Source organism: Streptomyces sp. NPDC052301 (genome assembly GCF_044593395.1).
Taxonomy (GTDB): Bacteria; Actinomycetota; Actinomycetes; order Streptomycetales; family Streptomycetaceae; genus Streptomyces.
Genome location: NZ_JBIUBE010000001.1, coordinates 790,587 through 807,319 on the forward strand (window position 1 = coordinate 790,587; position 16,733 = coordinate 807,319).

Consider the following 16,733-nt stretch of genomic DNA (forward strand, 5'->3'; position numbering starts at 1 on the left):
CGATCCCTTCGTGGTGGGGGTGGGTGGACAGCGAGGTGCGTACGACGCGGCTCAGGCGCGCAGCCAGGCCGCCGTGTCCTGGGGCAGCCGGCCCGCCTCGTCCAGTGGTCCGCTGCTCAGCAGGAGTCGGGAGTGCGCGGGCAGATCGGCGGGCGCGGGAGCGAGGTTGACCACGCACAGCGCGCCGTCCGCGCGGGAGAAGGCGAGGACGCCGTCGGCGGCGGAGAGCCAGGCCAGGGGGCCGTCGCCGAAGTGCGGGCGGAGAGCGATGGCGGTGCGGTAGAGGGAGAGCATGGAGTCGGCGTTCTGCTGCTGACGGTCGACTGCATACGAGGGCCAGTCGACGGGCTGCGGTAGCCACGGCTCCTGCTGTGAACCGAATCCCGCATACGGCATACCGTCGACCCACGGCAGCGGCACCCGGCAGCCGTCCCGGCCGGGGTCGACACCATCCGATCGGAAGTACATCGGATCCTGTATGCGGTCGACCGGAATCTCGGCCTCCGGCAGCCCCAGTTCCTCCCCCTGGTACAGGTACACCGCCCCCGGCAACGCCAGCGACAGCAGGGCGGCCGCTCGCGCCCTGCGGGTGCCGAGGGCCAGGTCCGTCGGGGTGCCGAAGGCCTTGGTGGCGAAGTCGAAACCGGTGTCCTCGCGGCCGTACCGGGTGACCGTGCGGGTGACGTCGTGGTTGCACAGCACCCAGGTGGCCGGGGCGCCGACGGGGGCGTGCTCGGCGAGGGTGGTGTCGATCGACGCGCGGAGCCGTTCGGCGTCCCACGGGCAGGACAGGAAGGAGAAGTTGAAGGCGGTGTGGAGTTCGTCGGGGCGCAGATAGCGGGCGAAGCGTTCGGCGTCGGGGAGCCAGACCTCGCCGACGAACACGCCGTCGTACTCGTCCGCCACCCGCCGCCAGGAACGGTAGATGTCGTGGAGTTCGTCGCGGTCGACGAACGGGTGCGGGACCGGGTCCGAGGCGAGGCCCGGCAGCTCCGGGTCCTTGGCGAGCAGGGCGGCGGAGTCGATGCGGACGCCGGCCACGCCCCGCTCGAACCAGAACCGCAGGACGTCCTCGTGCTCCTGCCGGACCGCCGGGTGGGCCCAGTTGAGGTCCGGCTGCTCGGGGGTGAACAGGTGCAGGTACCAGTCGCCGTCGGGCAGGCGTGTCCACACCGGCTCGGTGGAGCCGGCGAACTGCGACGGCCAGTCGTTGGGCGGGAGTTCGCCGTGCTCGCCGCGACCGGACCGGAAGTGGAACAGCTCGCGCTCCGGGCTGCCCGGCCCGGCGGCGAGCGCGGCCCGGAACCACGGGTGCCGGTCGGAGACGTGGTTGGGCACGATGTCGACGATGGTCCGGATCCCCAGCTCGCGCGCCTCGGCGATGAGCTTCTCCGCCTCGGCGAGGGTGCCGAAGGCCGGGTCGATGGTCCGGTAGTCGGCGACGTCGTAACCGCCGTCCTTCATCGGCGACAGGTACCAGGGGCTGAACCACAGTGCGTGCACACCCAGTTCGGCGAGGTACGGCAGCCGCGCGCGGACGCCCGCCAGGTCTCCGGTGCCGTCGCCGTCACCGTCCGCGAAGCTGCGGACGTACACCTGGTAGATGACGGCGGAGCGCCACCAGTCGCGGTCCTTGAAGGCATGGGTGGGCTGTCCCACGGAGCGTGACCTTTCTGTGAGGCGGTGCGGTGGCGTCAGCCCTTGGTGCTGCCCGCGCTGATCCCGGCGATGATGTGCCGCTGGAAGACGAGGAACAGCGCCACCATCGGGATGCTGGCGATCACCATCGCGGCGATGAGCACGGTGAGCTGGATGTTCTGCGACAGCTGGACGAGGGCCACGCTGATCGGCTGCTCGTCGGTGTCGGAGAAGACCATCAGCGGCCACAGGAAGTCCTGCCAGACGGCGACCAGTGCGAAGATCGACACCACGCCCAGCACCGGCCGGGACATGGGCAGCACGACCGACCACAGGGTGCGCAGCTTTCCGGCGCCGTCGATCTCGGCGGCCTCCAGCACGTCGCGGGGCAACTGGTCGAAGAACCGTTTGAGCAGGTAGAGGTTGAAGGCGTTGGCGACGGCCGGCAGCCAGATGCCGAGGGGGCTGTTGAGCAGGCTGGTGTGGATCAGCGGCAGGTCGGCGACCGTCAGGTACTTGGGTACAACCAGGGCCTGGGCCGGAACCATCAAGGTGGCGAGGATGCCGCCGAGGATCACCTTGCCGAAGGCCGGTCTCAGCTTCGACAGGGCGTAGGCGGCGGCCGTGCAGAACACCAGCTGGAACGCCCAGGCACCGGCCGCCTGCACCAGCGTGTTCCCCAGGTGCTGCGGCAGCTGCATCAGGTCCCAGGCGTCGGTGTAGCCGCCGAGGTGCCAGTGCCGCGGTATCAGGGTGGGCGGGGTCCGGGCCACCTCGTCCGGGGACTTCATCGCGCCGGTCACCATCCAGTAGACGGGGAAGATGAAGGCGAGCGCGAAGAGGACGACCACGGCCCCGAAGACGGTCCAGTAGAGCGCCTTTCCACGGGGGCGGGCGAGGGTGGCCGGGGAGATCAGGGTCCGGGTGGCGCTGCTCATGCGGTGTCCCCCTCGGTGCGGGTGAGCCGCAGATAGACGGCGGAGAAGGCGCCGAGCAGCACGAGGAGCATGACGCTGAGGGCGCAGGCGCCGCCGAAGTCGTTGTAGAGGAAGGCGTACTTGTAGATGAGGTAGAGCACGGTCACCGTGGCGTTCTCCGGGCCGCCGCCGGTGATGACGAACGGTTCGGTGAACACCTGCATGGTGGCGATGATCTGAAGGAGGATCAGCATCAGGATCACGAACCGGGTCTGCGGGACGGTGACGTGCCGGATGCGCTGGAGCAGGTTCGCGCCGTCCAGTTCGGCGGCCTCGTACAGCTCGCCCGGGATGGACTGCAGGGCGGCGAGGTAGATGAGGACGGTCCCGCCCAGGTTGGCCCACGTGGCCACGACGACCAGGGAGACCAGGGCGGTGTCGGTGCCGTTGGACCAGTTCGAGGTCGGCAGGTGCAGGAAGCGCAGCGTCTCGTTGGCGAGGCCGGCCCCGGGGTCGTAGAACCACTTCCACAGCAGGGCGCTGACCACCGGCGGGATCATCACCGGCAGATAGACCACGACCCGGAAGAACGCCTTGGCGTGCCGGAGTTCGTTGAGGACGAGGGCCAGGACGAACGGGACGGCGAAGCCGACGAGCAGGGCCAGCAGGGTGAAGGTGAGGGTGTTGCGCCAGGCCGCCGCGAATTCCGGGTCGTGCAGGACGCGGGTGAAGTTGGCGGTGCCGGCCCACTGGGGGTCCGAGCCGGGCGTGTACTTCTGGAAGGCGATGACGACCGCGCGGATCGCCGGGTACCAGGAGAACAGGGCGAAGCAGACCAGGCCGCCGAGGAGGAAGCCGTAGGCGCGGGCCTGGTCGGCGAGGCGGCGCCGCCTCCGGTCCCCTGCCGGGGGCGGCGCCGGGTCGGGGTGGACGGCGGCCGTCGCCACGGGCCGCCGTTCGGCCGTCTTCGTCATGGCGGTCAGCTCCGGGCCAGGATGCTGTCGATCTTGCCGGACGCGTCCTCGAGGAGCTGGTCGATGTCGGCGTCCTTCTTGGTGAGGACGGCGGAGACGGCGCCGTCGAGCACCGAGTAGATCTGCTGGGCGTCCGGCGGCTCGATCTTCATCTGCAGCTGCTGGTTGCCGTCGAGGAAGGGCTGGTAGTTCTCCACGGGGACGTTGGCGTTGGCCTTCTTGACCTGCTGGTCCTTGGCGTCGGCGGCGCCGGTGAACAGGCGGGGTTCGGGCAGGCCGACGGGGGCGTCGTTCTTCTTGGCGCGGGCGTAGTCGCCGAGGAAGCCGGCTCCGGGGGTGAGGAACATGTGGTCCAGCCACCTCAGGCCGGCGCGGATCTGGGCGGGCGTGTCGTGCTTGGCGAACATGTAGCCGTCGCCGCCGATGAGGGTGCCCTTGCCGCCGGGCATCGGGCCGATGGCGATGTCGTCGTAGTCCGCGCCCTTCTCCTTGACCAGGATCGGGATGTTGTCGGGAGCGGCGAGGTACATGCCGAGCCTGCCCGAACCCATCATCTGCTGCGCGTCGTTGATGACGAGGAGCTGCCTGCTGCCCATGGAGTTGTCGGTCCACCGCATGTCGTGCAGGTTCTGCAGGACGGCGTGGCCCTCCGGGGTGTCGATGGTGGCCTTCTTGCCGTCGGGGCCGACGACGTCGCCGCCCTGTGAGTAGAGCTCGGCGGTGTAGTGCCAGCCGCCCTGGTTCTGGGCGCTGTAGTCGGCGTAGCCGACGGTGCCGCCGCCGAGGGCGGCGATCTTCTTGGCGTCGGCGCGGACCTCGTCCCAGGTGGTGGGGGGCTTGTCGGGGTCGAGGCCGGCCTTCCGGAACAGTGTGCGGTTGTAGATCAACCCCATGCTGTATCCGGTACGCGGTATGCCGTAGACCTTTCCGTCGACGGTGTAGATGTCCCGCAGCTGCTTCTGGATGCTGTCGTAGGACTTCAGTTCCTTCAGGTAGGGCGTGAGGTCGGCCGCCTGGTGGATGTCCACGACGTGCCGGGCGTCGGTGAAGTACGCGTAGAAGACGTCCTCCATCTGGCCGCCGGCGAGCTTGGCGTCGAAGGTCTTCGGGTCCTGGCAGGGGAAGGCGTCGTGCGCGACGACGTCGATGTCCGGGTTCCGCTTCTCGAAGGCGGCCACGTCCTCGTCGAAGAACGCGCGGTCGGTCCTGGCGCTCTTCGGCGGTTCGCAGTTGACGGTGATGCGGGTCTTCCCGCCCGCCGAGCCGTCGTCGCCCGACCCGCAGCCGGTGGCGGCGAGGGCGAGCGAGGAACAGACGCCGATCGCGACGAAGGTGCGGCGGAACCCGGTGTGTCTCATCGGTGAACCCCTCATGGCACTTAGGGCAGGAGCGGTGGGCGTCGCACACTCAAGCACCGACGACATTGCCGCGCAATATGTCGCGTAGAATCTGTAATTATTTGACAGCCAGATGGATCTTCTCGATGTCAGTCCCGCGGAGCTTGCGCGGTGGATCCGCGCACCACCAGTTCGGGCTCGAACAGCAGCTCCTCGGCGGGTACGGAGCTGCCGCCGATCTGTACGTTCAGCAGCTCGACGGCCGCGCGGCCCATGGCCTCGATGGGCTGGCGGACGGTGGTCAGCGGGGGCTCGGTGCAGTTCATGAAGGCCGAGTCGTCGTAGCCGACGACGGAGATGCGGCCCGGGACGTCGTACCCCTTGCGGCGGGCGGCGCGGACCGCGCCGAGGGCGAGGGGGTCGGAGGCGCAGATGATGCCGGTGACCCCGCGGTCGATCAGCCGGGAGGCGGCGGCGTGCCCGCCCTCGACGGAGAAGATGGCGCGCGCGACGAACTCCTCGGGCAGGTCGCCGGCGACCGCCCGGGCGGCGGCCAGCTTGCGGGCCGAGGGCAGGTGGTCGGCGGGGCCCAGGACCAGCCCGATCCGCTCATGGCCGAGGGAGGCCAGATGACGCCAGGCCTGCTCGACGGCGACCGCGTCGTCGCAGGACACGCCCGGGAAACCGAGGTGCTCGATGGCCGCGTTGACCAGCACGACCGGGATGTTGCGCTCGGCCAGCAGCCGGTAGTGGTCGTGCGGTGCGTCGGCCTGGGCGTACAGGCCGCCGGCGAAGACGACACCGGAGACCTGCTGCTGCAGCAGCAGCTCGACGTAGTCCGCCTCGGAGACGCCGCCCTTGGTCTGCGTGCACAGCACCGGGGTGAGTCCCAGTTGGGCGAGCGCACCGCCGATGACTTCGGCGAACGCCGGGAAGATCGGGTTCTGCAGCTCGGGCAGGACCAGCCCGACCAGCCGGGCGCGCTCTCCGCGCAGCTGGGTGGGGCGCTCGTAGCCGAGGACGTCGAGCGCCGTCAGCACCGCCTGCCGGGTGGCGTCGGAGACCCCGGGTTTGCCGTTGAGCACCCGGCTGACCGTGGCCTCACTGACCCCGACCTTCTTGGCCACTTCCGCAAGTCGTCGCGTCATGAACGCAAGCGTAGCGCAAGATATGCAAGCTGCTTGCGTAAGGGGGACGTGAGGCACCCGTCCGGGTGAAAGGGGAGGGGCCGTTCCGACCCGGCGCCGCCGGCGACCTGAACGCCGGCGGTGCCGGGTCAGCCCTCGGGGGTGGGAACGACCGAGAGGTGCGTGCTCGTGGGGCGCGGGCGGCGCGTACGGCGGGCGGGCGCGGCGGACCGGCGGGCGTCGCGCAGCACCATCGTCAGGCGCCGGTAGCCGAGCTCCCGCAGGGTCTGCGGCGTCTCGTCCACGATCCGGCACTCGGTGGGGCCCCGGCGCGGGTCGGGGTGGAGCAGCAGCCGGACGGCTCCGTCGAGGCGGGTCGCGGCCTCGCCGACGGCCCGGATCCAGTGCGGCAGGCCCTGCCGGAAGGCGGCCTCCATGAGCGGGTCCTGGGTGACGTCCCTGCGGACCGCCTGGAGTTCGGGGTCATGGCCGTACGCCTCCAGGGCCGCCCCGAGCTGCGCCAGCATCGGCAGGCACCAGCCCGCCTCGTGCTCGCCGAGGATCTCGGCCGCGTCCGGGTGGAACAGGACGAACCGGAGGAAGTTCTCGCCGGGCATGGCCGACGGGTGCGGGCGCATGCCACGGAAGAGCGTTCCGAAGGCGCCGTTGGCCATCACCACGTTCCAGCGGTGGTCCACGACCAGGGACGGCAGAGGGAGGGACTCCAGCAGCGCGGCGTAGTCCTGCAGGTAGGCCCGGGTCGCGCAGCTCTCGGGGACGGGCCGCGATACCGGCCGCCGCCCTCCTGCCTGATGTGCCATCGGGAGGTCACCCCTCTTGCCTCTGCCGCCTTCACGCGGCGATGCGATCCTGCTGTCCGGAGCCGACCGATGTCAACTATCGTGGCATTTCATGCCGGTTGACGGCTGAAATTCGCCACAGTTGTGGCGAGACCTGGATGGGAGTTCGAGACACCCGCTACTCTCCGGGAAGTTCACGGCGATCGCCGGTGAGACGCACAGACACACCTGTTGCCCTCGAAGAGACGTAGGAGTTCTGTCGGTGACGGATGGCTACGAGGATCCGGGCGCCACGGCGACCGCCCAGCTGCCGGCCGTCGTCGCTCGCGTCACCGCGCTCGCCGACCGGCTCGGCGTGCCGCAGGCCGAGGTGGTCGACACCGGGCGGCTCTCCGTCGCCTGCGGTGTCCCCGAGCCGGTGGTCAAGGCGCTGCTGAGCGGGCGGCCGGCCGGCGAACCGGACGTCCAGGCACGCTTCCTGCAGCGCCTGGACCTGCTGCGCCGCACCAGGCTGAAGCCCAACGGCCGCAAGTACACCCAGCAGGAGATCGCCGACGGCGCGGGCATGTCCCGGCAGCAGGCCGGCGCCCTGATCAACGGCGACCGGCGGCCCACCATGGAGCACTGCGACGCGCTGCAGCGCTTCTTCCGGGTGCACGCCGGCTTCCTCACCGCCGAGGACACCGAGGCGCTGGCCGGTGCGCTGCAGCGCACCGAGCAGGAGCTGCTGCAGAGGCTCGCCGACCGGGAGCGGGCAGCGGCCGAGGCCGTCGAGGATCCGCTGGAGCGGCTGCTGCAGGACCACGGCGTGCGCGGTATCGCCTGGCGAGCCGCGCAGTTGCCCACCGACCAGCACCGGGACAAGGTCGCGGAGTGGCTCGACATGCTCCTGGAAAGCGTCAAGCGACCCGAGTCGTGAGCCGGGGGAGGACTGTGGGCATCGGCAGGGACATGCGCCGGCTGTGCAACGAGCTGGTGGGCGGGCTGAGCCTGCCCGCACCGGCACCGCCGCGCGAACTGTACGGCACGCTGTGCGAGGCGATGAGCCGGCGCCGCGGACGCCCGGTGCAGTTCCGTACGGCCGCCTTCCCGCCCGGCACCGCGAGCGGGCTGTGGCTGGACCTGACCGACCGCGATCTCGTCGTCGTCGAGGAACGCACCGCCCCCGACCACCAGTTGGTGATCCTGGGACACGAGCTGTGGCACATGCAGGCGGACCACTCCGGTCACCACGTGGACGGGGTCGGGGTCGCCACCCGGCTGCTGCACGACGACACCGACCAGGCGGCGCTGCAGGAGACGGTGCACCGGGTCGCGGCCCGGACCCGCTTCGACCTCGCCGAGGAACGGCAGGCCGAGACCTTCGGCCTGCTCCTGGCCAGCAAGTGCCGCACCTGGCTGGCCGGCTCGGCCCTGCGCGGCCCGGTCCAGCGCGACGGCGTGGCCGGCCGCATCGAGGCGTCCCTGGGCTACCCGGGCCCGCAGGGCTGACGCCCGGCCGGGCCACCCGGCCGCCCCTCGGCCCGACCGAGCCGGTCCGGCCGACTCCTGGGAGCGGCCGAGCCGTTCCGTCCGGCCGGGCACCGGCGGGCGCCGGGGCGACCCCTGTCCGGGGGGACTCCGCGGCGCGGGCGAGCGCGGACCGACCCCGGCCCAGCCCCTGCTCCCCGGCCCCTCGTCCCCCGCTCGGCACGCGCTCTCCAGCTGCTCCCCCGGGTGTTCCGCCTCCGCCGAGCGGGCCGAGCGGCGCGGATCGCAGGGGCGTTGTCAGTGGTGGGCGGCAAGCTGGTGGGTGCGCCGCAGGGCGTGTGACCGCGTTGCCTACTCGGGGAGAGCCGACCGATGCCCACCGCCGTACTGACCGACCGTGAGCGCACCGCCGTACAGGCCTACCTTCGGCTGCTGCACACGGTGCGTGCCGCCTTCGACGGGCCACCGGACGCGGCCCGGCCCGCGGTGGTCCCACCCGCCGTGCTCGCCGAGGCGGAGCAGGCCCTGGCGCGGGCCGGACTCGCGGGCAACGAGGAGGAGTTCTTCCGGCTGCTGCGCGACTGGTGCCCGCCCGCCTGAGCGGCCGGGCCGGACCCGCCCGCCGTCGGGTCAGGGGTGCGGTACGACGACGGCGGTGGTCACCAGCCCGTCACGTACGGCCCAGCGACCGGAGAAGGTCCGCAGCCGGCGGCCGCCGACCACCGGCCCGGGGACGAGGAGTTCGGCGCTCAGGGTGCCGCGCCGCTCCTCCCCCGGGCCCGGGAGGAGGGTGATGTCGGCCTCGGTGAAATCCAGCCACTTCCGGGTGAGCGGGAACCACGCCTTGTACACCGACTCCTTGGCGCTGAACAGGATCCGGTCCCAGTGCAGGGCGGGCCGCTCCGCGGCGAGCCGGGCCAGCCGCTCGGCCTCGGCGGGCAGGCTCACCGAGGGGGCGACGCCCGTCGGCAGCGGTCCGTGCGGTTCGGCGTCGATGCCGAGGGAGAGCAGATCGGTGGCGCGGACCAGTGCGGCGGCGCAGTAGCCGTCGCAGTGGGTCATGCTGCCGACCAGGCCGGCCGGCCAGCGGGGGGCGCCCCGCTCGCCGTTGACGACGGGCTGCGCGGGCACGCCGAGCTTCTCCATGGCGCGCCGGGCGCAGCCGCGCACGGCGGCGAACTCGCGGCGACGCTTGGCCACCGCACGCGCCACGAGCGCCTCCTCCTGCGGGTGGAGCGGCGCTTCCCACAGCGGGTCGTCACGGTGTGCCTCCACGGCCACGACCGACTCCGGGAGCAGCTCCTCGATCACCGGCTTCGACCTCCATCGGCAGGATGCGGCGCGGCCTTCCCGGGGGTTCCGGGCGCCTTCGCCACTCGCGGGGGTATCCCACGGAGACCTCGGTGAAGCGGACTCCGTCGCGCCAGGTGGTGCGCGGGATGTGCAGATGTCCGTAGACCATCGTGGCGACGCGGAACCGGCGGTGCCAGTCGGCGGTCAGCTCGGTGCCGCACCACATGGCGAACTCGGGGTGCCGCAGGATCTCGGTGGGGTGGCGGTCCAGCGGGTAGTGGGCCGCCAGCACGGTCGGCAGGCCGGCGGGCAGCGCGGCGAGCCTGCGCTCGGTCTCGGCGACCCGGGCCCGGCACCAGTCCTCACGGGTCGGGTAGGGATCGGGGTGCAGCAGGTACTCGTCGGTGCAGACGATCCCCGTGTTCTCGGCGTAGGCCAGGCCCTCGGCCTTGCTGGTGCAGCCGGCCGGCAGGAACGAGTAGTCGTACAGGAGGAACAGCGGGGCGACGACGGCCGGCCCGCCGGGACCGTGCCACACGGGATAAGGGTCCTCGGGGGTGATCACGCCCAACTCACGGCAGACGTCCACCAGATGCTCGTAGCGGGCGACGCCGCGCAGGGTGACGCTGTCGCTCGGGTGGGTCCACAGGTCGTGGTTGCCGGGCGCCCACAGCACGGTGCGGAAGCGGCCGGCGAGCGTGGCGAGGGTCCAGCGGATGTCGTCGACGGTCTCCGCGACGTCACCGGCCACGATCAGCCAGTCGTCGTCGCTGTCGGGGTACATGCCCTCGACCAGGGCCCGGTTCTCCCGGTAGCCGATGTGCAGGTCGCTGATGGCCCACAGCTGTCCGGCCCCGGCCGTCGCATCCACCCCGCGCCCCTCTCGATCATCAGCCGTCCGCACCACGAGAACACATTCACGCAGCCCGGACAAGAGGCCTCCCGGCCGCGTGTCGACACCCCGGCGCACCCGCCTGCCGTACCCGCGGATCCGTAACATCCGCGTTGCACGCACGGGCCCTTGAAAGCCGTATGATCGCCCCAACACCAACGCCCTCACCTCCCTTCCCACAGGGCCGTTCGGTGTCCCTTCCTCCTTCCTGCCCGGGCACGGGCCGCTGCGCCCTGCCCGAAAACCCCCGAAAGGCGGCCTGCATGCTCTCTCGCGTACGCGTCTGGCTCAACCGCACGTACGCGGAGAACGTGTTCTTCATGGATCAGCTGCGCAGAAACCCCAGCGACCGCGCGGTGGAGATCCATGCCACGCACGGCGATCCCGACTCCCCCGTGCTGGCCGCCGCCGACACCGCCGAACTGGAGCCGGACGGGCTGTCCCCGGCCGCGTACGTCGAGTACGCCCTCGACCAGTGCGCGCGGCGCGGCATCGACGTGTTCGTGCCCCGGCTGCACCAGGCCGCGATCGTGGCGCACCGCGCCGAGTTCACGGCGGCCGGTACGGCGCTGCTGGCGCCGACGCCGCAGGCGGTGGCCGTCTTCGAGGACAAGGCGACCGCCTACGAGGCGGTCCGCTCGGTCGGGGTACCCGTTCCGCCGTGGTGGCGGGTGCGGACGGCCGACGAACTCCTGGACGCCGTCGAGGAGTTGGAGGACGCCGGGCACCGGGCGTGCTTCAAGCCGGCGGCCGGCGCGGGCGGGGTCGGGTTCCGGATGATCACACGCTCCCCCTTCTCGCTGGCCGGCCTCGCGGGCTTCCCGGGCCCCTACGTCCAGCTCGACCTGGTCGTCGAGGCGCTGCGCCAGGCCGAGGAGCCGGTGGACTGGCTGGTGATGCCGCGCCTGGAGCAGCCCGAGGTGTCCGTGGACTGCCTGACCGGCACGGACAACCGGGTGCGGCTCGCGGTCGGCCGCACCAAGAACGGCCGCCGCCGGGGATTCACCCTGGACGAGCGATGGCTGGCGCCGGCCCGGCTGGTCGCGGAGGGGTTCGGGCTGCACCACCTGTCCAACGTCCAGTTCCGGATGCTCGGCGACCGCCCGGTGCTCCTCGACGTCAACACGCGGCCCGCCGGAGGGCTGCATCAGCTGTCGCTCTGCGGGGTGAACGCGCCGTGGGCCGCAGTGCAGTTGGCACTGGGCGAGGATCCCGGAGTGATCGAACCGCCGTTCCTGGGGCAGGACTACACGGTGGTGTCGGGGCCGCGTCCGCTGCTGACCGCGTCGCTGCCGCAGCAGCGGGTGGCCGGCGAGGTGCTGCTGCCGGCGGTTCCGGCACCCCAGGGCAGGGCGGAGACGGCCGGGGCGGCGCAGGCACTGCCGCTCTAGACGCGGTCCCGCGCCGGCTCCCGGCCGTCACCGGGCGCCCGTCAGCGGTGCTGCCCGATCCGGTCGACCACCTGCAGTTCCCGCAGCGTCCTGGTCTCGTAGTAGAAGCCGGTCTGCTTCCACTCGCCGTGCACCTTCTTCGGGACGCTTCCCTCGGTGCGCAGGCCCATGTAGTCGTACGTCGTGCGGTCGAAGAGGAACGTGAAGGACGACTCGGGGTAGGAGACCCCGACGACCTTCCGCCCGGCGACGTCCGTGGCCCCCCGGTCCAGGCGGATCCGGGGCAGCTTCGACAGCATCTCGAAGGCGGCGGCCTGCAGGCCGGGGGGCATCACCCGCGGCCCCATCATGAGCATGCAGCCCTCGAAGAACACCCGCAGGTCGCGATGGGGATCGTCCGGTTCGCTTCCCCGGAACCGCGCCAGGAGCCGGTCGGGGTCCGTCGGCATCTTCTGCAGCTTGGCGTAGACGGTGGGAGGCCACACCACCTCGTGCGGGCCGAGCGGAGGATCGTGGTGGACCTTCCCGTACTCCTCACGCAGGGACGGCTTCGACCCGTCCACCGACATCCAGCTCTCGTCGGTCCACGTCCGGGTCCGCCCGCCCTTCACCGGCGTCCGCCGGATGAACGTCCGGGTGTAGAAGTACTGGTCGTCGCGCGGCACCGGCAGGGTGCTGCCCGCGGCGCGCGTCCGGTCGGCGGCCCGGTGCAGCACCTGTGTCGCGCTGACCGTGTCCAGCCGGGGCGCGCGGCCGTCGCCGGTGCCGTGGTCGGCTCCCCGGGTCACCACGACGGCGGCGCCCGCCGCCGCCGCGGTCAGGCCGGCCAGCGCGCCGCGGACCACGATCCGCCGGCTCGGCCGGCGCACGCCGGGGGCCGTGCCGCGGGTCTCGTCCTCGATCGCCGTGGTGAGGCGGGCCCGAGCGGCGGAACGGGCCCGGGTGGACGGCCCGCGCTCGTCGGTGCCCCACTCACGCACCCGTGTCAGTTCATCCACGGTCGGTCTCCTTCTGCGGTGCGGTCGAGGTGGCGGGGGCGGTTGCGGTCGAGGTGGCGGAGGGGGTTGCGGTCGACGTGGTGGGGCCGGTTCCCGTCGACGTGGCGGGGCCGGTACCCGTCAACGTGGCGGGGCCGGTACCCGTCGACGTGGCGGGGCCGGTACCCGTCGACGTGGCGGGGCCGGTACCCGTCGACGTGGCGGGGCCGGTACCCGTCGACGTGGCGGAGGCGGTTCCCGTCGACGTGGCGGGGCCGGTACCGGTCAACGTGGCGGGGCCGGTTCCCGTCGACGTGGCGGAGGCGGTTCCGTCGAGCGCCCGTCGCAGCCTGGCGCGTGCCCGGTGCAGACGGGAGCGCACGGTGCCGACGGGGACGCCGAGGGCCTCCGCGGCCTCCGCGTAGTCGAGTTCTCCCCAGGCGATCACCAGCAGCACGTCCCGCTGCCGGGCCGGCAGGGCGGCCAGGGCGCCGGCCAGAGCGGCGTGCGTGGCCGCGGCATCGAGCCGGTCGGTGACCGGGTCCTCGGGGCCGCCGTGCTCCGGGTGCGGGGCCAGGGACGCCATGCGTGACTGCGCCCGCAGCCGGCGGGCCTCGTCCCTGCGGTGCCGGCCGATCAGGTTGGTGGCTATCCCGTACAGCCAGGGCCGGGCGTGCGTGTGCGTCAGGTCGTAGCGCCGGCGCCGCTGGAACGCGATCACGAACGTCTCCGCCATCAGGTCGTCGGCGGTGTCGGCGCCCAGCCGTCGGGCGATGTAGCGGTGGATGTCGTCGGCGTGGCGGTCGAAGATCCCGGCGAACACGTCGGGCGTGCCCCAGGAACGTTCGATCACCGAGCTGTCGGAGCCGCCGACCGCGTCCGCTGCTGCGGCGACAGCGGCACCGGTGTCCGGCAGCAATGTCACGCCGTACCTCTGTCGTTCATTTCCGTATCCCTTCACGACCGTGTCTCGGACGCCTGTTGTTCGCCGATGCCCGCCGGGAAGTTCCACCCCGTCAAGTGATCTGCCTCACAGGGCACATGGGTCCACGGGCGACGGACGGTCGTGTCCTCTCCGCCTATGCGAGGTAGGCGAGGCCCGGGTGGACGGAGGTGTACCCCTCGAGGAGCCTGCGGGCCACGTTCACGGAGTCGACCAGCGGGTGCAGCGCGAAGGCCTTCACCGCCGCCGCACGGGATCCGGAACCGGCGGCCGACAGCACCTCGCGTTCCACCGCCTTGACCGCGCACACCAGCCCGCTCGCGTGCCCGGGCAGCGGGTCGACCGCGAACGGATGGGCGCCGTTGGCGTCGACGAGGCAGGGCACCTCGATGACGGCATCGGCGTCGAGCGCCGCGAGGGTGCTCCGGTTGCGCACGTTCAGGATCAGCGTGGCCCGCTCGTCCCGCGCGATGGCCCGCATCAACGCGAGCGCCACCTTCTCGTAGCCGCCCGAGAGGTCGTCGGCCTCGCGTTCACCGGCGCCGGCCGTCTCCCGGTTCTCGGCCATGTAGGTGGCCTCGCGCTCGGCGCGGGTGCGGTCCCAGACGTCCAGGGCGGAGACGTCCGTGCGGCAGGCCTCCTCGTAGAACAGGGCCTGCTGCTCGCGCAGGAAGGCGCCCCGGGTCTTCTCCGCCTCCTGGTAGGCGCGTACGGCTTCCCGGTTGAAGTAGTAGTAGTGCAGGTACTCGTTGGGGATCGCGCCGAGGGACTGCAGCCAGTCGGTGCCGAAGAGCCTGCCCTCCTCGAAGGAGCCGAGCAGCACGGGGTCGGCGAGCAGGCGCGGCAGTTCGTCGCGCCCCGCAACACGCAGGCCGCGCACCCAGCCGAGGTGGTTGAGGCCGACGTAGTCGACGAAGGCCTCGCCGGGGTCGGCGCCGAGGACGCGGGCGATACGGCGGCCCAGGCCGACGGGTGAGTCGCAGATGCCGATGACGCGGTCGCCGAGGTGGCGGGACATGGCCTCGGTGACCAGACCGGCCGGGTTGGTGAAGTTGATGACCCAGGCGTCCGGGGCGAGGCGGGCCACGCGCCGGGCGATGTCGACGGCGACGGGGACGGTCCGCAGACCGTAGGCGATCCCGCCGGCGCCGACGGTCTCCTGGCCGAGGACTCCCTGCTCGAGTGCCACCCGTTCGTCGTCCGCGCGGCCCGCGAGGCCGCCGACGCGGATCGCGGAGAAGACGAAGTCGGCGCCGTGCAGCGCCTCGTCGAGGTCGGTGGTGGCGGTGACGGTGGGGGCGTCCGGGATGCCCGCTGCCTGTTCCGCCAGTACACGGGTTACCGCATACAGTCGACGGTCGTCGAGATCCTGCAGCACGACTTCCGTCACCCGCCCGTCGGCGCGGTCGGTCAGCAGCGCACCGTATACAAGCGGCACCCGGAACCCGCCGCCACCCAGAATCGTCAGCTTCACCTCTGCACCCTTCCCGAGTCTTTGCCACCCACCACCTCGACCCCGCCGCGCTGCCGCTGCCGCTGCCGCTGCAGCAGCGGCAGCGGCAGCGCGGCGCGGACCGGACGGCCGGGGCCACCGGCGCGTACGCCACCACCACGTCCAGGCCCGGGTCCGGTCCCCGGGACCGCGGACCTCGGTCGAGGTGCCGCGCCCAGGTCCCGCGCCGCGGCCTGGCTCGAGATGCCGGTCAAGCCTGCCATGATCGCGGCGAGCGACACGGCCGGGCAGCGCAAGAGGACACCGTCGGACCCGCGGGTCGACGACCGGCCCGACGCGACCCGCCGGCGCGTTCCTCGACCTGGCGCGCCGTGGTCATCGAGTCCCCGCCGGATCTTCAGGGGCACTTCATCCGGGAGTTGCGGGGCCACGCGATCCTGCGGCACGTGAGCGACGGAACACCGGGCGGGCGCCTGGGCGCAGGGCCGTACACAGGCGGTGTCGCCGCGTCCGGCCGTCGCCGGGTGTACGGCGACTTCGGAGAGCCGGTGCACCGCGGGCCGTTCGGTGCGGGCGAGGCGGCCTCCCCGGGCCGCACCTCGACGCCGGTCCGGCGCGGGCAGCGGGAGCACGCGGCTCCGGTGCGCATCCGCTGCTTCCGGCACGAGGGCATCGTCGTCACCAATCACCGGCGCCGGTGGGGCCTGGGTGGGCTGACGGGCACGTGGGAGCTGTCGCTGGCCGACGGCCGCACGCTGACCGCGCCCGCCGAACTGCCCGATCTGCGGCCCGGCGAGACCGCGGCCGTACCGCTGCCGCTGGAGCTGCCGAAGGACGGCGGCGAGGCGTGGCTGACCTTGCGGGTCGTGACGGCCGAGGGCCGGCCGTGGGTGCCGCCCGGCACCGAGGTGTGCGCACCCCGGATCCGGCTGCGGGCCGCCGCCGCGGTGACCGGGCGGGGCACTGACGGCCCGCCGGTGAAGACGGACGGTAGGGGACCTGTCCGGGTGCTGCCCGTCCCCGCCTCCCTGACCCGCTGACGCCGCCGCACGTGAGCGGCCCGACGGCGCGCGGGGCGCGGCGCACGGGGCGCGTCGTGCCTCACACCGTGCCGCCGAAGAAGACCCGCACCTCCCGGATGAGCCCGTCCCGCACGGTGATCGCCTCGACGTTGCGGTACCCCTCGCCGCCGCTCAGCCCGTACTCGTACTGCACGAACACGACCTCCTCGTCGGCGGCGACGAGATGCAGGATCCGCTGGTCGGTGAAGCGGTGGGCGGTGGGGAAGCAGCGCGCGAAGAACGCCTCCTTGCCGATGTGGTCGTCCTGGGGGCTGGTGAAGGTGAAGTCGTCGGCGTAGAGCGGGAGGGCCGCCTCGCGGTCCTGCGACCGGTAGTGGCGGAACGCCGCCTCGACGACGCTCGCCGGGGAACCGTTCATGCGCTGTCCGTCCTCGCGCGGCAGGGATGACCGTACGCGGCCACGATAGGCGGTGCCGGTGCCGCCCGCGGACGGTGACGC

Annotated in this window: 16 protein-coding genes and 1 pseudogene; 5 read left to right on the plus strand and 12 right to left on the minus strand. The window is 72.3% G+C overall.

What is annotated here, in order from left to right:
- Window positions 1-51 precede the first annotated feature (51 nt).
- The 6 genes from ACIHEJ_RS03360 to ACIHEJ_RS03385 all read right to left on the minus strand — a co-directional run bounded on the left by ACIHEJ_RS03360 (window position 52) and on the right by ACIHEJ_RS03385 (window position 6,814).
- The gene (locus tag ACIHEJ_RS03360) at window positions 52-1,659 is read right to left on the minus strand and encodes a glycoside hydrolase family 13 protein (RefSeq protein ID WP_400131648.1); all 1,608 of its coding nucleotides are present in this window, start codon (window positions 1,657-1,659) and stop codon (window positions 52-54) included.
- Between the two features lie 35 nt (window positions 1,660-1,694).
- Window positions 1,695-2,576, minus strand: a complete 882-nt coding sequence (locus ACIHEJ_RS03365; protein WP_400131650.1) for a carbohydrate ABC transporter permease — start codon at window positions 2,574-2,576, stop codon at window positions 1,695-1,697.
- Window positions 2,573-3,529: a carbohydrate ABC transporter permease gene (locus ACIHEJ_RS03370; RefSeq protein ID WP_400131652.1), complete on the minus strand. Its 957-nt coding sequence runs from the start codon at window positions 3,527-3,529 to the stop codon at window positions 2,573-2,575. The genes ACIHEJ_RS03365 and ACIHEJ_RS03370 overlap by 4 nt, the downstream gene beginning before the upstream one ends.
- Before the next feature lie 5 nt (window positions 3,530-3,534).
- Complete coding sequence (locus tag ACIHEJ_RS03375; protein WP_400131654.1) at window positions 3,535-4,887, minus strand: ABC transporter substrate-binding protein; 1,353 nt, start codon at window positions 4,885-4,887, stop codon at window positions 3,535-3,537.
- 128 nt (window positions 4,888-5,015) lie between these two features.
- Window positions 5,016-6,014 carry a LacI family DNA-binding transcriptional regulator gene (locus ACIHEJ_RS03380; RefSeq protein ID WP_400131656.1) on the minus strand — a complete coding sequence of 333 codons (999 nt, stop codon included), beginning with the start codon at window positions 6,012-6,014 and terminating at the stop codon, window positions 5,016-5,018.
- A gap of 128 nt (window positions 6,015-6,142) precedes the next feature.
- Entirely contained in the window at window positions 6,143-6,814 is a 672-nt protein-coding gene (locus ACIHEJ_RS03385) for a hypothetical protein (RefSeq protein ID WP_400131658.1), read from the minus strand.
- Between the two features lie 241 nt (window positions 6,815-7,055).
- Here ACIHEJ_RS03385 and ACIHEJ_RS03390 point away from each other — a divergent pair, with 241 nt between their 5' ends.
- The 3 genes from ACIHEJ_RS03390 (at window position 7,056) to ACIHEJ_RS03400 (ending at window position 8,863) form a co-directional block, all read left to right on the plus strand.
- Window positions 7,056-7,712, plus strand: coding sequence for a helix-turn-helix domain-containing protein (locus tag ACIHEJ_RS03390; RefSeq protein ID WP_400131660.1), 657 nt, complete (start codon window positions 7,056-7,058; stop codon window positions 7,710-7,712).
- Window positions 7,713-7,744: 32 nt separating this feature from the next.
- Window positions 7,745-8,284, plus strand: coding sequence for a toxin-antitoxin system, toxin component (locus ACIHEJ_RS03395; RefSeq protein ID WP_400131818.1), 540 nt, complete (start codon window positions 7,745-7,747; stop codon window positions 8,282-8,284).
- 351 nt (window positions 8,285-8,635) lie between these two features.
- The gene (locus ACIHEJ_RS03400) at window positions 8,636-8,863 is read left to right on the plus strand and encodes a hypothetical protein (protein WP_400131662.1); all 228 of its coding nucleotides are present in this window, start codon (window positions 8,636-8,638) and stop codon (window positions 8,861-8,863) included.
- A gap of 30 nt (window positions 8,864-8,893) precedes the next feature.
- On the opposite strand, the gene ACIHEJ_RS03405 is transcribed toward ACIHEJ_RS03400, so the two are convergent.
- Complete coding sequence (locus ACIHEJ_RS03405; RefSeq protein WP_400131664.1) at window positions 8,894-9,574, minus strand: 4'-phosphopantetheinyl transferase; 681 nt, start codon at window positions 9,572-9,574, stop codon at window positions 8,894-8,896.
- Window positions 9,522-10,427 (minus strand): metallophosphoesterase family protein, encoded by a 906-nt coding sequence (locus ACIHEJ_RS03410; RefSeq protein WP_400131666.1) that lies wholly within the window; start codon window positions 10,425-10,427, stop codon window positions 9,522-9,524. The genes ACIHEJ_RS03405 and ACIHEJ_RS03410 overlap by 53 nt, the downstream gene beginning before the upstream one ends.
- Before the next feature lie 284 nt (window positions 10,428-10,711).
- Here ACIHEJ_RS03410 and ACIHEJ_RS03415 point away from each other — a divergent pair, with 284 nt between their 5' ends.
- Complete coding sequence (locus ACIHEJ_RS03415) at window positions 10,712-11,839, plus strand: ATP-grasp domain-containing protein (RefSeq protein WP_400131668.1); 1,128 nt, start codon at window positions 10,712-10,714, stop codon at window positions 11,837-11,839.
- A gap of 41 nt (window positions 11,840-11,880) precedes the next feature.
- Here ACIHEJ_RS03415 and ACIHEJ_RS03420 read toward each other — a convergent pair whose 3' ends face one another.
- The 3 genes and pseudogenes from ACIHEJ_RS03420 to ACIHEJ_RS03430 all read right to left on the minus strand — a co-directional run bounded on the left by ACIHEJ_RS03420 (window position 11,881) and on the right by ACIHEJ_RS03430 (window position 15,233).
- On the minus strand, window positions 11,881-12,837 hold the full coding sequence (locus tag ACIHEJ_RS03420; protein ID WP_400131670.1) for a CU044_5270 family protein: 957 nt from the start codon (window positions 12,835-12,837) through the stop codon (window positions 11,881-11,883).
- Window positions 12,838-13,141: 304 nt separating this feature from the next.
- Window positions 13,142-13,735, minus strand: a pseudogene (locus tag ACIHEJ_RS03425) (RNA polymerase sigma factor); the annotation flags it as partial.
- A gap of 160 nt (window positions 13,736-13,895) precedes the next feature.
- On the minus strand, window positions 13,896-15,233 hold the full coding sequence (locus ACIHEJ_RS03430) for a 6-phospho-beta-glucosidase (protein WP_400131672.1): 1,338 nt from the start codon (window positions 15,231-15,233) through the stop codon (window positions 13,896-13,898).
- A 425-nt stretch (window positions 15,234-15,658) separates the two neighbouring features.
- Between ACIHEJ_RS03430 and ACIHEJ_RS03435 the strand changes: the two genes are divergently transcribed.
- A complete protein-coding gene (locus ACIHEJ_RS03435) occupies window positions 15,659-16,252 on the plus strand; it encodes a DUF4981 domain-containing protein (protein ID WP_400131674.1) in 594 nt (197 codons plus the stop codon).
- Window positions 16,253-16,313: 61 nt separating this feature from the next.
- Here the strand turns inward: ACIHEJ_RS03435 and ACIHEJ_RS03440 are convergent, their stop codons facing one another.
- The gene (locus ACIHEJ_RS03440; RefSeq protein WP_400131676.1) at window positions 16,314-16,652 is read right to left on the minus strand and encodes a nuclear transport factor 2 family protein; all 339 of its coding nucleotides are present in this window, start codon (window positions 16,650-16,652) and stop codon (window positions 16,314-16,316) included.
- Window positions 16,653-16,733: the final 81 nt, after the last annotated feature.

Coding starts and splice junctions, on each gene's coding strand:
- ACIHEJ_RS03400 (WP_400131662.1), top strand. CDS start 8,636: ATGCCCACCGCCGTACTGACCGACCGTGAGCGCACCGCCGTACAGGCC.
- ACIHEJ_RS03395 (WP_400131818.1), top strand. CDS start 7,745: ATGCGCCGGCTGTGCAACGAGCTGGTGGGCGGGCTGAGCCTGCCCGCA.
- ACIHEJ_RS03380 (WP_400131656.1), bottom strand. CDS start 6,014: ATGACGCGACGACTTGCGGAAGTGGCCAAGAAGGTCGGGGTCAGTGAG.
- ACIHEJ_RS03415 (WP_400131668.1), top strand. CDS start 10,712: ATGCTCTCTCGCGTACGCGTCTGGCTCAACCGCACGTACGCGGAGAAC.
- ACIHEJ_RS03385 (WP_400131658.1), bottom strand. CDS start 6,814: ATGGCACATCAGGCAGGAGGGCGGCGGCCGGTATCGCGGCCCGTCCCC.
- ACIHEJ_RS03370 (WP_400131652.1), bottom strand. CDS start 3,529: ATGACGAAGACGGCCGAACGGCGGCCCGTGGCGACGGCCGCCGTCCAC.
- ACIHEJ_RS03365 (WP_400131650.1), bottom strand. CDS start 2,576: ATGAGCAGCGCCACCCGGACCCTGATCTCCCCGGCCACCCTCGCCCGC.
- ACIHEJ_RS03440 (WP_400131676.1), bottom strand. CDS start 16,652: ATGAACGGTTCCCCGGCGAGCGTCGTCGAGGCGGCGTTCCGCCACTAC.
- ACIHEJ_RS03375 (WP_400131654.1), bottom strand. CDS start 4,887: ATGAGACACACCGGGTTCCGCCGCACCTTCGTCGCGATCGGCGTCTGT.